The 13334-nt window shown below is 72.6% G+C and carries 12 protein-coding genes, 1 tRNA gene and 1 pseudogene; 10 read left to right on the top strand and 4 right to left on the bottom strand.

The window, feature by feature from the left end; all coding sequences use genetic code 11:
• The first annotated feature begins 3 nt into the window (after nucleotides 1-3).
• From KBX08_RS23990 to KBX08_RS23965, 6 genes are all read left to right on the top strand, one after another.
• Nucleotides 4-789, top strand: coding sequence for a DUF4129 domain-containing protein (locus KBX08_RS23990; RefSeq protein WP_210785646.1), 786 nt, complete (start codon nucleotides 4-6; stop codon nucleotides 787-789).
• Nucleotides 786-1370 carry a hypothetical protein gene (locus KBX08_RS23985; protein WP_210785645.1) on the top strand — a complete coding sequence of 195 codons (585 nt, stop codon included), beginning with the start codon at nucleotides 786-788 and terminating at the stop codon, nucleotides 1368-1370. The genes KBX08_RS23990 and KBX08_RS23985 overlap by 4 nt, the downstream gene beginning before the upstream one ends.
• Entirely contained in the window at nucleotides 1370-2377 is a 1008-nt protein-coding gene (locus KBX08_RS23980) for a MoxR family ATPase (RefSeq protein ID WP_091394243.1), read from the top strand. The genes KBX08_RS23985 and KBX08_RS23980 overlap by 1 nt, the downstream gene beginning before the upstream one ends.
• Nucleotides 2377-3819, top strand: a complete 1443-nt coding sequence (locus tag KBX08_RS23975; protein ID WP_210785644.1) for a DUF58 domain-containing protein — start codon at nucleotides 2377-2379, stop codon at nucleotides 3817-3819. The genes KBX08_RS23980 and KBX08_RS23975 overlap by 1 nt, the downstream gene beginning before the upstream one ends.
• Nucleotides 3820-3871: 52 nt before the next feature.
• Complete coding sequence (locus tag KBX08_RS23970; protein ID WP_210785643.1) at nucleotides 3872-4432, top strand: hypothetical protein; 561 nt, start codon at nucleotides 3872-3874, stop codon at nucleotides 4430-4432.
• A gap of 102 nt (nucleotides 4433-4534) precedes the next feature.
• A complete protein-coding gene (locus KBX08_RS23965; RefSeq protein WP_210785642.1) occupies nucleotides 4535-5866 on the top strand; it encodes an NAD(P)/FAD-dependent oxidoreductase in 1332 nt (443 codons plus the stop codon).
• A gap of 110 nt (nucleotides 5867-5976) precedes the next feature.
• On the opposite strand, the gene KBX08_RS23960 is transcribed toward KBX08_RS23965, so the two are convergent.
• Nucleotides 5977-7836 carry a hypothetical protein gene (locus tag KBX08_RS23960; protein WP_210785641.1) on the bottom strand — a complete coding sequence of 620 codons (1860 nt, stop codon included), beginning with the start codon at nucleotides 7834-7836 and terminating at the stop codon, nucleotides 5977-5979.
• Nucleotides 7837-7937: 101 nt separating this feature from the next.
• On the opposite strand from KBX08_RS23960, the gene KBX08_RS23955 reads away from it, so the two are divergent.
• The 4 genes from KBX08_RS23955 (at nucleotide 7938) to KBX08_RS23940 (ending at nucleotide 10202) form a co-directional block, all read left to right on the top strand.
• Nucleotides 7938-8018: transfer RNA gene (locus KBX08_RS23955), tRNA-Leu, on the top strand.
• A gap of 106 nt (nucleotides 8019-8124) precedes the next feature.
• Complete coding sequence (locus KBX08_RS23950; protein WP_210785640.1) at nucleotides 8125-8940, top strand: Bax inhibitor-1/YccA family protein; 816 nt, start codon at nucleotides 8125-8127, stop codon at nucleotides 8938-8940.
• 136 nt (nucleotides 8941-9076) lie between these two features.
• Nucleotides 9077-9835, top strand: a complete 759-nt coding sequence (locus KBX08_RS23945) for a Bax inhibitor-1/YccA family protein (RefSeq protein WP_210785639.1) — start codon at nucleotides 9077-9079, stop codon at nucleotides 9833-9835.
• Between the two features lie 46 nt (nucleotides 9836-9881).
• Complete coding sequence (locus KBX08_RS23940; protein ID WP_210785638.1) at nucleotides 9882-10202, top strand: hypothetical protein; 321 nt, start codon at nucleotides 9882-9884, stop codon at nucleotides 10200-10202.
• A gap of 11 nt (nucleotides 10203-10213) precedes the next feature.
• On the opposite strand, the gene KBX08_RS23935 is transcribed toward KBX08_RS23940, so the two are convergent.
• From KBX08_RS23935 to KBX08_RS23925, 3 genes and pseudogenes are all read right to left on the bottom strand, one after another.
• Nucleotides 10214-11476: an acetyl-CoA C-acetyltransferase gene (locus KBX08_RS23935; protein ID WP_210785637.1), complete on the bottom strand. Its 1263-nt coding sequence runs from the start codon at nucleotides 11474-11476 to the stop codon at nucleotides 10214-10216.
• A 78-nt stretch (nucleotides 11477-11554) separates the two neighbouring features.
• Nucleotides 11555-12367, bottom strand: coding sequence for an SGNH/GDSL hydrolase family protein (locus KBX08_RS23930; protein WP_210785636.1), 813 nt, complete (start codon nucleotides 12365-12367; stop codon nucleotides 11555-11557).
• Nucleotides 12353-13334: pseudogene (locus tag KBX08_RS23925) on the bottom strand (SGNH/GDSL hydrolase family protein); the annotation flags it as partial. The pseudogene KBX08_RS23925 and the gene KBX08_RS23930, both read right to left, overlap by 15 nt.

The raw sequence follows: 13334 nt of genomic DNA, 5'->3' as shown, positions 1-13334 counted from the left end.
GCGATGACAGACGGAACACGCCCGCCCACACCGGTACCGTCCGCCGAGCCGGGTGTGCTGCGGCCGGTTCTCGGCCTGCTCCGCCGGTGGTGGCCGGTCGGCGCGGTCGCCGCCCTGCTCGCCGGTGCCGCGCTGGCGTCCGCTCACTCGTCGATCGGGGCCAGTCGCATCCCGCCGGCCGCGGACAACGTTCCCTGGGTTCCCGAGTACCCCACCTTCGAGCCGTCGCCGTCCATCCCGATCGAGCCCCGCGACGCCGGCCAGGCCACCCAGGCGCACATCCCGCAGTGGGTCGGCACCGTGGCGGTGGTCCTGCTCGGGCTGGCCATCCTCGCCGCGCTCGGCTACCTCAGCTGGGTGTTCATCCGGGGCGCGCTGCGCCGTACCACCCGGGCACTACCAGCGCAGCGGGCCCGCCGTACCGCCGAGGGCACCGCCCGCGAGGTGGTCGCCGCCCTCGACGCCGGCCTGGTGGAACTCGACGACCGGGACACCGACCCCCGGGTGGCGGTGATCGCCTGCTGGGTGCGCCTGGAGGAGACCGCCGCAGCGGCCGGCGTGCCGAGGCTTGCCGGAGACACCCCCACCGACCTGGTCAGCCGACTGTTGCAGGGTGATCCGGCCGCGGGCGTGCCGGCCATCGCCAGCACCGACGTGCTGGCCGAGTTCGCGCACGTCTACCGGGAGGCCCGGTACGCCACCCACCCGGTCGGCGAACGCACCCGGGACCAGGCCCGCGCCGCGCTCGGCCGGCTGCGCGGCGAGCTCACCGCGGCGGTGACCTCATGAGCAGCACCAGCATCGACGATCTGCTCGCGTTCGAGGAGGAGGCCGCGCCGGCCGGTCCGCAGGCGCGCCCGTCCCGATGGCGTCCGGTGCTGCGCTCGCTCGCGTGGGCCGCCGCGTTGGTAGCGGTCCTGCTGGTCGGCCTCCGCGCGGTGGGCCTCCAGGTCTCGCTGCCCGTACTGATCGCCGGGGTGCTCGCCGTGCTGGCGGTCCGCCGGGTCACCGCCCTGCTGGCGCCGCCACCCGCGCAGCCGCCGGCTCGCCAGGCCGGCGCGGGCGAAGAGGACGGCAGCTACAACTGGGGCGCCCGGGACGCGTTGGGTGGCGCGATCAACCAGTGGGAACGGCCCCTGGACTGGTCCTCGAACCGAACCGAACGTTTCACCGAGGTGGTCCTGCCCCGGATCGGTGAACTGGCCGACGAGCGGATGCGGCTGAAACACGGCGTCACCCGTGAGTCGGATCCCGCCCGCGCTCGCGTCCTGCTGGGTGACCGCCTGTGGACGTTCCTGGAGACCCCGCCTCGCCGCACCCCGTCGCCACGCGACCTCGCGGTGATCGTCGCCGAACTGGAGAGTATTTGATGAACGACGTGGACCGGAGCATTGCCCCCGCCGAGGTCGGGCACCTGGCTCGGGCGGTCCTGGACGCGGTCGGCACCGTCGTGGTCGGCAAACGGGACGCGTTGGAGCTGGTCCTCGCCGGCATCCTCGCGGGCGGGCACGTGCTCCTGGAGGACCTGCCAGGGCTCGGTAAGACACTCACCGCCCGCTCGTTCGCCCAGGCCCTCGGGTTGGACTTCCGTCGGTTGCAGTTCACTCCCGACCTGCTCCCCGCCGACGTCACCGGCTCCTTCCTGTACGACCAGCGCAACGGTGACTTCACCTTCCGGGCCGGCCCGGTCTTCACCAACCTGCTCCTCGCCGACGAGATCAACCGGACGCCGCCGAAGACCCAGTCCGCGCTGCTGGAGGCCATGCAGGAGAAGCAGGTGTCGGTCGAGGGCGTGACCTACAAGCTCGACGAGCCGTTCCACGTGCTGGCCACCGCCAACCCCATCGAGTACGAGGGCACCTACCCGCTGCCGGAGGCGCAGCTGGACCGGTTCCTGCTGCGGGTCTCGTTCGGTTACCCGCAGCACGAAGAGGAGTGGGAGGTGCTGCGCCGTCGGATGAGCCGCCGCCGGGAGGAGGCGGACATCAAGGCGGTGGTCGACGCGGCGACGCTGCGGGCCATGCAGGCCGCCCTGGAGGACGTGGTGGTGGAGGACTCCATCGGCCGCTACATCGTGTCGCTCACCGCGGCCACCCGGGAGCACCCGTCGGTGCTGGTCGGCGCCTCACCTCGCGGTTCGCTGGCGCTGCTGCTGCTGGCCCGGGTCCGCGCGGTGTTCGGCGGACGGGACTACGTGGTGCCGGAGGACGTCAAGTCGGTGGCGGCGCCCGCCCTGGCCCACCGGATCACCCTGCGCCCGGAGATGTGGTTGCGCCGGGTCGACCCGGCGTTCGTGGTGGGCGAGGTGCTGGAGGCGACTCCCGCCCCGGCCAGTGGCGCGCTGCCGAGCTACGCCGCCGGCGGGCCCCGGCACTGATGACCGGACCGACAGTGCCGACGGCCACCGAAGCGGAACCGGCTGCCGGCTGGGCGCCCACCCCGGCGCTCGGCCGCGCGGTGCTGCTCGCCGGCCTGCTGCTGGTGGCCGGGGTGCTGCTGGGCCGGGTGGACCTCATCGTGCTCGCCGCCCCGTTCGCGTTGGGCACCGCGTACGCGCTGCGTCGACGCCCCACGGCGCTGCCACAGGTGTGGATCACCCAGGGTGACGGTGGGCCGCTGGTCGAGGGCGGTGACGTGGCGGCGGCGGTGAGCGTCGGCAACCCGGACACGATCGACTACGACCTGGTCGTGATGCGTACCCGCGTGTCGCCGTGGCTGCGGATCGTCCGGGCCGGCTTCGCCCGTGCCGAGGCCGTCGACGACGGGGAGCCGAGCGCCACCCCGGAAACCGGTGCGACGGCGCCGGGCAGCGGCGGGCGCCGTTCCGTCGCGGACCGGCCGTTCGTGACGTCGGTGCCGATCGGCGCCGCGGTGGATTTGGAGCTGGCCGGCAAGGCAGTGCGCTGGGGCCGGCACCCGGTCGGCCCCGCCGGTGCCCGGGTCGCCACGGCCGGGGGTCTGCTGGTCTCCCGGGCGGTGATCACCGAGCCGGTACGGGTGCGGGTGTACCCCCGTACCGAGCCGTTCGAGGCGGTCGAGGCGATGCCCCGCGCCGCCGGCCTGGTCGGGGCGCACCACTCTCGCCGACCCGGAGAGGGCGGCGAGCTTGCCGGCGTACGCGTCTTCGCCCCCGGGGACCGGCTGCGCCGGATCGACTGGCGGGTCTCGTTGCGGGCCCGGCAACTGCATGTGGCCGCCACCCTCTCCGACCGGGACGCGGAGGTGGTGGTGCTGCTCGACGTGCTCGCCGAGGCGGGCCGCTCCGGTGGGGTGGACGGCGCCGCCTCGGTGCTCGACACCACCGTCCGGGCCACCGCCGCGATCGCCGAGCACTACCTGCACCGCGGTGACCGGGTCTCGCTGCTGGAGTACGGACCGGCCGCCCGCCGGCTCCGGCCGGCCGCCGGACGGCGGCAGTACCTGACCGTCCTGGAGTGGCTGCTCGACGTCCGGGTCCACGCGTCCGCACACGAACCGTACGACCAGGTCTTCGGCCCGCAGTTGCTCTCCTCGGACGCGTTGGTGGTGGTGCTCACCCCACTGCTGGACGAACGGTCGGCGCAGATGCTCGCCCGGTTGGCCCGCGGTGGGCGGTTCGTGGTGGCGGTCGACACGTTGCCGACCGACCTGACGTCGCCGAAGGACCGGGGGTGGGCCGAGGTGGCGTACCGGCTGTGGCGCCTGGATCGGGAGATCATGATCGGGCAACTCCGGGAGCACGGCGTACCGGTGGTGCGCTGGGCCGGCGCCGGCAGCCTGGACCAGGTGTTGCGGGACGTGGCCCGCTTGGCGACGGCGCCAAGGGTGGGTGGCCGGTGAGCGCGAGGAGTGCGCTTGCGAGCCCCGCAGTCGCGAACGGAAGGCGAGTGCGGTGAACGTTCTGGTGGAGCGGGTTCGGGCGGCGCAGTACGCCGTGGCTCGCGTCAGCGTGGCCCCGCTGCTGGTCCGGGCCGGGATCTTCGTCATCGTGTTTGCCGGGTTCGTCCTGGCGTTTCCCGCGGAGGTGCTTTCCGGCCGGCCGATCTTCTTCCTTGCGGTGGCCGCCATGTTGCCCGCGTTCGGGCCGCGCAAGGTCTGGACGACCTTCACGGCGTTGGTCACTGTCGGCGGCTGGCTGCTCGCCACCGACGGGTACGGCCGTCCGGTCGCCCTCTGGCGGCTGCTCGCCGTCGCGGCGCTGCTCTACCTGGGGCACACCCTCTGCGCGCTGGCCGCGCTGTTGCCCTATGACGCGATGGTGGACCCCGAGTTGATCACCCGGTGGTTGGTGCGGTCGGCCGCCGTGCTGTTGGGTTCCGCAGTGCTCGGTGTGCTGTTGCTGCGGGCGACGGGGACGGGTGGGGGCGCCGGATACCAGTGGGTGACAGTGCTGGGGCTGCTGGTGGCGGTGGGGATGGCAGTGTTGCTGGGCTGGCTGCTGCGGCGTCGGTGACCATTGCGGCCTGAGGGTTACCCAGGTCACATGGGTTGTGCTCCGTCACAGATGGGGGGCGCGAGCGGGATTACCTGAGCCGGCCGGGGAAAGATAGACAACGTGAATCCGAAGCGGATCCTTGTGGTTGGTGCCGGGCACGTCGGTCTGTACGCGGCCCTGCGCCTGTCGAAGAAGCTCAGCTCCCGTGAGGCTGAGGTCATGGTGGTTGACCCCCAACCCCACATGACCTATCAGCCGTTCCTGCCGGAGGCGGCGGCGGGCAACATCTCCCCGCGGCACTCCGTGGTGCCGCTGCGGCGGGAGTTGCGCCGGTGCAAGATGGTGGCCGGCACGGTCACGCGGATCGAGCACGACCGCAAGGTGGCCACCGTGCAGCCGATCAGCGGCCCGGCCCGCGAGATCACCTACGACCACGTGATCGTGGCTCCGGGTTCGGTCTCCCGCACCCTGCCGATCCCGGGTCTGCACGAGCAGGGCATCGGGTTCAAGACCATCGGTGAGGCGATCTACCTGCGCAACCACGTGCTGGATCGGCTCGACGTGGCGGCCGCCACGCCGGATCCGGACGTCCGCCGTTCGGCGCTGACCTTCACCTTCGTCGGCGGTGGGTACGCCGGCATCGAGGCGCTCGCCGAGATGGAGGACATGGCTCGCGACGCCCTGCGCTACTACCCGGAGCTCAAGCAGGACGAGGTCCGCTGGGTGCTGGTCGAGGCCACCCAGCGGGTGCTGCCCGAGGTCGACCGGGACATGGGCGCCTACACGGTGCAGCAGCTGATGAAGCGCAACATGGACATCCGGCTGGACACCCGGCTCGAGTCCTGCGTCGACGGGGTGGTCAAGCTCTCCGACGGTGACAGCTTCCGCTCCGACACGATCGTCTGGACGGCCGGCGTGAAGCCGTCGCCGATGCTGGACTCGACCGACTTCCCGCGCGACGACCGTCGTCGGATCACCTGCCTGCCCACCCTCCAGGTGGTCGACGGTGACCAGGTGCTCGAGGGCGCCTGGAGCGCCGGGGACTGCGCCGCCGTGCCGGACCTGACCAAGGAACCGGGCAACTTCTGCTCGCCGAGCGCTCAGCACGCGGTGCGCCAGGCCGCCCGGATGGCCGACAACATCACGGCCGTGATCCGGGGTCGCGAGCCGGTGAACTACAAGCACAAGCACGTCGGCAGTGTGGCGAGCCTCGGCCTGCACAAGGGTGTGGCCCAGGTGTACGGGATCAAGATGACCGGTTGGCCGGCGTGGGTGATGCACCGGACGTACCACATGAGCCGGATCCCGTCGTTCAACCGGAAGGTCCGCGTGGTGGTGGACTGGTCGTTGGCGTTCTTCCTCAAGCGTGAGGTGGTCGCCCTGGGTCAGCTGCACGACCCGCGCGAGGAGTTCGTCGAGGCATCCCAGCCGATCGGCGCGCCCCGCGTCTGATCAGAGAGCGACGCCGACCCCGTCGATCTTGCACTTCCGGATGCCGTAGTGCGCCTTTTGGTGCATCTTGTCCGGGCAAAAAGTGCAAGATCGACGGGGTTCTTGGTGGTCTAGACCCGCCACGTCCAGGCATCGGCGATGCGGGTGGGTGGGCCGTAGAGCTGCTCCAGGGTGGCGCGCAGGCTTTCCGCGTGAGGGGCGTCGTCGGTGAGCGCCACGCAGGAGGCGCCCCAGAAGTCGGCGTCGCGGACGGCCTGGCGGCGCTGCTCGTCGCCGATGGCCGGTTGGTCGCCGCGGCGGGCGACATCCGCCAGTAGCGCGGACGTGGGCTGCTTGAACGTGCCCATCGCCGCGGTGCCGCCCCTCCCGTACGGGCCGATGAAGAAGCCTTCCGGCAGCCCGAAGCCGGCGTCGGCGGCGGTCGCCCAGCGCATCGGCCAGGGTTCCTTCGGGGTGGGCAGCGGCACCGGGACCAGCACCCCGCCCGGCGGTACGCACTGCCGCCAGTGGCCGCCGGTGATGAATTCCGGCACGGCGGGTCGTCCGGCGGTCGGCAGGGGGGCCGGGAAGATCGGCAGCAGCGCCACGCCGACGGCCAGCGGCACCAGCCGCCGCGCCCGACCGGAGCTGCGCAGGGCCCGGTCGACCGCGAGCACCAGCAGCGTCGCGACGATCGGCAGCAACGCCAGCGCGAACCGCATCGGCAACGCCCCGTCCACCACCGGCAGCCCTCCGATCAGGGCGTACGGACCGGGGACCGCCGTCCTGGTGCCGCCGAGCACCACCTCCGGGCCGAGCGAGAGTGCCCCCATCACCAGGCCCGCCACGACGCAGGCGAAGACCAGCCGGCGTCGCCCGGCCCAGATCGCGCAGACCGCGGTGACCAGCAGCAGTGGCCAGCCGAGGAAGGTGTTGTACTCGGCGGGGCCGGTGGTCAGCCGGGCGGATTCGTCGCTGCCGGCCACCGACAGCGGGGAGAGCGTCCACCAACTGCTCAGGTCGGCGGAGAAGTAGGCAGGGGTGAACATCCCGTCGGCGACTCCCTGCGGCCCGGCGAACTGGAACCACAGCGGATAGCCGAGCACCAGCAAGGCGAGCCCGGCGGCGATCGCCAACCCGCCGGCGAACCCGGGGAGCGCCCGACGGGCCAGGTCCCGGTCCGCCACGGCGTAGCTGATCGCCATCACCAGCAGCGTGATCGCGGCGAGGAAGAGCACCTCCTCGCCGATGAAGACCTGCGCGCTGATCGCGCCGGCCAGCCCCGCAGCGGAGGTGAACAGCCGACGACGGTCCGGTCCGGAGGCTCGGCTACGGCCGGTCTCGTCGGGGGTACCGGGCCCCGGGTCGGCCGCCCGCAGCAGCCGGACCACCAGCCAGACGATCACCGGCACCAGCCACTGGGCGGTCATGTGCAGGTGGCTGTTGGTCTGCGACACCATGCCGGGTCCGAATCCGCACAGCCCGCCGCCGAGTGCGGCGGCCACCCGGCGGACGCGCAACGTGCGGTGGAACAGCAGGTACCAGGCGAGTGCGGTGCCGGCGAGGTTGCCGGCGGCGAGCAGCGCGAAGGTGACCGGTGCGCCCAGCAGCAGGGTGACCGGCGCGAAGAGGACGCCGAGGGCGATCACCGTGGTGTTGGTCATCAGGTTCACGCCGTCGGGAGCGTTGAGCCGGTTGGTGAGCAGGTCGAAGTCGCCGAGCAACGCGCGGGCGTCCACCGCCAGGAACCACTCGTAGAGGGCCTGGTCCTCCGGGTTGAGCGCCAGGATGCGGCCGCCCGGGTCGGGCCACAGCCCGTGGGTGAGCCAGCCGGCCAGCACCGCGAAGATCAACGCGGCCAGCAGGTCCGCCTGGTGGCGGCGGACGGCGGCCAGCAGCCGGGTGGCCCGGGGTCGGCGGTTGACCTGATCGGCGAGGCGGAATGCCTGTTCAGGGGCGGCGTCGGGGGCCGTGGGGGCTGCGCTGCTCACGGCATCGACCCTAATGTGGCCGGGCCGGCGGGGTACGCCGGGTCGCCGCAGACCGGCTACGGTGACACTGCACCAGGCGTGTCGGCGCGCCGGTGCCACTCGCCCGGGTGGTGGAAAGGCAGACACGGCCGCCTTAAAAGCGGCTGCCGAAAGGCGTGCGGGTTCGACCCCCGCCCCGGGCACCGGTCGGCTCACCCATTCTCATTCGTGATCTCCAGGACTTGGCTCTGCCGTTTACTCTTGGAGGGCACGTTCACGTGCACACGACCCCCTGAGGGAGGCCAGACAGTGAAGACCTCGAACCCGGTGCTCGCCCGGCTCGGCCAAGCGGCCGAGCGGGAGCGGTCCGCCGGGTACGCCCCGGCCGGGCCGTACGGACAGCCCGGCATTCCCCAGCAGTACCCGTCCCAGGCCGATTACCCGGCCGCGCCGCCGACCGTGGCGCCCATGACGATCGACGACGTCGTCGTCAAGACCGTCACTCTGCTCGGCATCCTCGGCATCACCGCCGCGGCCGCCTGGGTGCTCGTGCCCGACGCGCTGGTCGGTACCGCGTGGATCGGCGCGGCGGTGGTCGGCCTGGTCCTCGGCTTGATCATTTCGTTCTCCCGGATGGCCAACCCGGCGCTCGTGATCGCGTACGCGGTCGTCGAGGGTGTCTTCGTCGGCATGGTCAGCAAGGCGTTCGAGACGCGCTACGACGGCATCGTGCTCCAGGCCGCCGTGGCCAGCTTCGGCATCTTCTTCCTGATGGCGATGCTCTACAAGGCGAAGGTCATCCGGGCCACCCCGGCCTTCGTCAAGGGCATGATCGCGGTGATGGTCGGCCTCTTCGCGGTCATGATGATCAACCTGGTGCTGGCGCTGTTCGGCGTCAACACCGGCCTGCGCGACGGCAGCCCGCTCGCCATCGGGTTCAGCCTGGTCTGCATCGCGGTCGCCTCGCTGAGCTTCGTGCTCAGCTTCAAGGAGATCGAGGACGGCGTCCGGATGGGCCTTCCGCAGCGCTACTCCTGGGTGGCCGCGTTCGGCATCCTGGTCAGCCTGGTCTGGCTCTACATCGAGATTCTGCGCCTGCTGAGCTACTTCCAGGGCGACGACTGACCTCGTCCGCACTGCCGACCGGCGCCCGTCCCCACTCCGGTGGAGGCGGGCGCCGTCGTCCGCGCCGTTTGCCCGCCGCCGCCGGTCCGCCCGGGGCAGAGTGATTTCGGGGGGTACGCGGGCGAAGGAGGCGGCGGTGCGCAGCAACAACCCGGTGCTCAACCGGCTGGACGAAACCGGCCGGGTGGAGGCCCGGGTGCTCGGCGCCCGTGACGTCGAGCCGATGACCGTCGACGACGTGGTGGTCCGTACCGTCGGGTTGCTGCTGGTGACCGGCGCGGCCGCGGCGGTGTCCTGGGCGGTGATCCCCGACGCGGTGTGGCTGGGCGCCGCGCTGGCGGGCAGCGCGCTCGCCTCGATCGCGCTGGTCCTGGTCATCTCGTTGCGAGCGATCACCAACCCGGTGCCGATCGTCGGCTACGCCATCCTCCAGGGGCTGCTGCTGGGAGTGGCGAGCCGCACCTTCGAGCAGGTCTATCCGGGCATCGTGGTGCAGGCGGTGGCCGGCACCTTCGGCGTCTTCCTCGGCATGGCCGCGCTCTACCGGGCCCGGGTGATCCGGGCGACGCCCCGCCTCGCCCGCCTGGTGATCGGCACCCTGCTCGGCATCGCCGTGCTCAGCGTGGTCAACCTGGTGTCGTACCTGATCAGCGGGCGGCCGGGCCTGGCGGTCTACAGCGTCAGCGGTGAGGTCGGCTGGCTGCCGTACGCCTTCTCGGTGGTGGCCATCATCGCCGGTGCGTTCAGCTTCATCCTCGACTTCGATCTCGTCGAACGCTCGGTGCGGGACGGTCGAGCCCGTCGGTACGCGTGGCTGAGCGCGTTCGGCCTTCTCACCGGGTTGGTCTTCCTCTACTGGCAGTTGCTGCGGCTGCTCAGTTACCTGCGCCGCTGACCGGCCCGACCCGGCACGGTCGGTGTCGGCCGTAGACTCGGCGGCGATGAGCGCAGCGGAGTTGAACAAGGCCGTGCAGTTGCTGGTCCGTCAGATCGCGCACTGGCAGCAGCCCAGGTGGGCGGCGGTCGCGACGGCCGGCAACGTGTCCCGCGCCGACCTGGTGCACCGCCTGGCGCAGGAGGTCGCCAACCTGGCGGCCGACGCCGAGGGGGAGCCCCGCCGGGTGGTGCCCCGGCTCGACAACGACCTGGCCCTACCCGATCAGTTGCGGGTGGTCACGGCGGACCTGCTGGCCGCCGACCCGGGGGCCGAGGCACTGGCCCGGGCCGCCGCCGAGGTGACGGCGACCCGCAGCGCGCTCTGAGGCCGCTCAGCTCAGCTGAGCCGTTCCAGCACCATGGCCATGCCCTGGCCACCACCCACGCACATGGTCTCCAGACCGATGGTCTTGTCGTGCCACTCCAGCGCGTTGAGCAGGGTGCCGGTGATCCGGGCGCCGGTCATGCCGAACGGGTGGCCGACCGCGATGGCGCCGCCCATCACGTTCAGCTTCTCCTCCGGGATGCCCAGCTCGCGGTAGGAGGGGATGACCTGCGCGGCGAACGCCTCGTTGATCTCGACGAGGTCGACGTCGTCGATGGTCATGCCGGCTCGGCGCAGCGCCTGCCGGGACGCCTCGACCGGCCCGAGACCCATGATCTCCGGCGACAGGGCGGTCACACCGGTCGAGACGATCCGGGCCAGCGGGGTGAGCCCCAGTTCCTCGGCCCGCTGGGCGCTCATCACCACCACGGCGGCGGCGCCGTCGTTGAGCGGGCAGCAGTTGCCGGCGGTGATTCGACCGTCCGGGCGGAACACCGGCTTCAGGCCGGAGACCGCGTCGAGGGTGACGCCGGCCCGGGGCCCGTCGTCGGTGCTCACCACGGTGCCGTCCGGCGTGGTGACCGGGGTGATCTCCCGGGCCCAGAAACCGTCGGTGATGGCCTTCTCGGCGAGGTTCTGGCTGCGTACGCCGAACTCGTCCATGTCGGCGCGGGTGACGTCGTACACCTGGGCCAGGTTCTCCGCGGTCTGCCCCATGGTCAGGTAGATGTCGGGCAGCTCGCCGGCCTCACGCGGGTCGGTCCACACCTCGGCGTCGCCCTGCGCGCGGCGCTTCGAGCGCTCACCGGCCGGCCCGAAGCGGGGGTTCTCCCAGCCGCCGCCGACCAGGGCCTGCGCCTCGGGCGGCAGCCCGTCGGAGCTGCCCCGGGCGTAGCGGGAGACCATCTCCACCCCGGCGGAGACGAACACGTCGCCCTCGCCGGCCCGGATCGCGTGCATCGCCATCCGGGTGGTCTGCAACGAGGAGGCGCAGTAGCGGGTCAGCGTGGCGCCGGGGACAGTGTCCAGACCGAGGAGGGTGGACACCACCCGGGCCATGTTGAAGCCCTGCTCGCCGCCGGGCAGGCCGCACCCGAGGTAGAGGTCGTCGATAGTGGTCGGATCGAGCGCGGGGACCTTGTCCAGCGCGGCCTGGACGATGGTCGCGGCGAGGTCGTCGGAGCGGACGTCGCGCAGGGACCCCTTGTGCGCCCGGCCGATGGGGGAGCGGGCGGTGGCGACGATGACGGCGTCGCGGGACGACTCAATCGGCATGGACCAACGTTAACCCGCCGGTAACATGGCGCGGAAGAAGCCGGTGCGGCGGGAAATGTCACCCTGGCCGGGGACGATCTAGCGCCGGGTCGTGGCCGCCGCCGCGGCGACGATGGCGGGCAGCAGCGCGTGCGCCCACACCCGGTAGCCGTCGGCGGAGGGGTGGAAGCCGTCCTGGCAGAGCGTCCCGGCGTCGGCCCGGAACACCGGCCCGGTCTCGGTGGCCAGGTCGACCACCGAGCCGCCCGCCTCCAGCACGGCAGTGGTCTGCGCGCGGGCCACCCGACGCCCCGACCAGCCGACCACCTGGCGCAGCGGAGGCGCGATGGCGCGCACCGCCCCCAGGTCGGGGCAGGTGCCCACCACCACCTCGACACGCGCCTCGCGCAGGCGGTGCACCGCGGCGCCGAGATAGGCCGCCGCGTCGGAGGGCCGGCGCAGCCCGGTGGCGTCGTTCGCGCCGATCAGGATCAACGCCACGTCGGGCCGCTCACCGAGCAGGGCCCGGGCCACCTGGGTGGCGAGGTCCGTCGAGCGGGACCCGGAGACGCCGACGCTGGACAGGTGCACCCGGCGGCCGGTCGGGCCCTCGGCGAGCAGGTTGGCCAACTGCCCGCCGATGGTGTCCTCCAGACGGTCGACACCGACGCCCAGTGCCGACGAGTCGCCCAGCAACACCAGTCGCAGCGGCGAAGCGCCCGCCCGGCCGATCGTGGCGCGCAGGGCAAGGCCGAGCTCCGGTTCGGCGTAGCGTCGGTGCCGGGCGATGAACGCCTCACCTGCGAGGACGGCGGCGCCCCCGACGGTGCCGGCGAACAGCGAGATCGCCGCCGCCCGACCCAGTCGGCCGGCGAGCCCGGAGGTCGCGCTCCGCGCGCTGCGCTCGTTCATGCCAGTCCCTCCACTGTCGAGGTGTCCGAGGCGGGCCCGTGCTGCGGCACCGCGCCGACACCGAAGAACGCCCGTCGGCGCAGCTGCGCCCACCGGCCGGCCGGCCCTCGGTCGCGGCCCCGGACCTGGACGCCGCTGACCTCCGTGCCGGCGTGTCGAGCCGCCTCCTGCGCGGCCTTCGGCAGCGACCGTACGCCGTCGCCGCGCGTCGGTGTGGCCCGTCGTTCCGGGGTCGCGCCGAGGGCGGAGAGCATCGTCGGTAGGAGCGCGGCGGCGGCCATCGCGTACCCCTCGGCGGAGGGATGGAACCGGTCCCAGGCGAACATCCGGGTCGGCTCGGCTGCGAACCGGGGGCCGAGCAGGTCACCGAGGGAGACCGTCCACCCGCCCGCCTCGACCACGGCCACCGTCTGGGCGGTCGCGAGCTGGCGGCTCCAGCGGTGCGCCAGCCAGCGCAGAGGCGGCTGGATCGGGCGGATCGCGCCCAGGTCGGGGCAGGTGCCGACGACCACCTCGCACCCCGCGTCGCGCAGGGTGTGCACCGCCTCGACCAGGTAGCGCACCGCCAGGCCGCGCGGGGTGCGGTTGGTGATGTCGTTGCCGCCGATGAGGATCACCGCGATGTCGGGTCGGCACTCCAGCGCCGCCTCCACCTGGTGGCGCAGCGCCGCCGAGATGGCGCCGACCACCGCGAAGCGGTGCAACTGCACCGGCCGGTGCAGCCGACGGGACAGGCCGGTGGCGAGCAGCGCCCCGGGTGTCTCCCGACGGCGGTGCACCCCGTAGCCGGCCGCCGACGAGTCACCGAGCACGACCATGGTGAGCGCCGGACCGGGGAACTTCGCGCCGTACATCCCATCGCAGCGGGGCGGCGGCGCCTCGGCCATCGGGATGGTCCGTCGAGCCTGGCGGGCCTCCCACTCCAGGAACCGGTCGGTCTCGGCGAGCACGCTGCCGGCCAACCAGG

Origin of the sequence: Micromonospora sp. H61 (assembly GCF_018070325.1) — a bacterium.
Taxonomy (GTDB): domain Bacteria; phylum Actinomycetota; class Actinomycetes; order Mycobacteriales; family Micromonosporaceae; genus Micromonospora; species Micromonospora salmantinae.
This window is presented reverse-complemented; position numbering and strand designations above follow the sequence as displayed.

Excerpts from the sequence above, each read along its gene's own strand:
- KBX08_RS23985 (WP_210785645.1), top strand. The coding sequence starts at position 786 with ATGAGCAGCACCAGCATCGACGATCTGCTCGCGTTCGAGGAGGAGGCC.
- KBX08_RS23980 (WP_091394243.1), top strand. The coding sequence starts at position 1,370 with ATGAACGACGTGGACCGGAGCATTGCCCCCGCCGAGGTCGGGCACCTG.
- KBX08_RS23940 (WP_210785638.1), top strand. The coding sequence starts at position 9,882 with ATGAGCGCAGCGGAGTTGAACAAGGCCGTGCAGTTGCTGGTCCGTCAG.
- KBX08_RS23990 (WP_210785646.1), top strand. The coding sequence starts at position 4 with ATGACAGACGGAACACGCCCGCCCACACCGGTACCGTCCGCCGAGCCG.
- KBX08_RS23935 (WP_210785637.1), bottom strand. The coding sequence starts at position 11,476 with ATGCCGATTGAGTCGTCCCGCGACGCCGTCATCGTCGCCACCGCCCGC.
- KBX08_RS23930 (WP_210785636.1), bottom strand. The coding sequence starts at position 12,367 with ATGAACGAGCGCAGCGCGCGGAGCGCGACCTCCGGGCTCGCCGGCCGA.
- KBX08_RS23975 (WP_210785644.1), top strand. The coding sequence starts at position 2,377 with ATGACCGGACCGACAGTGCCGACGGCCACCGAAGCGGAACCGGCTGCC.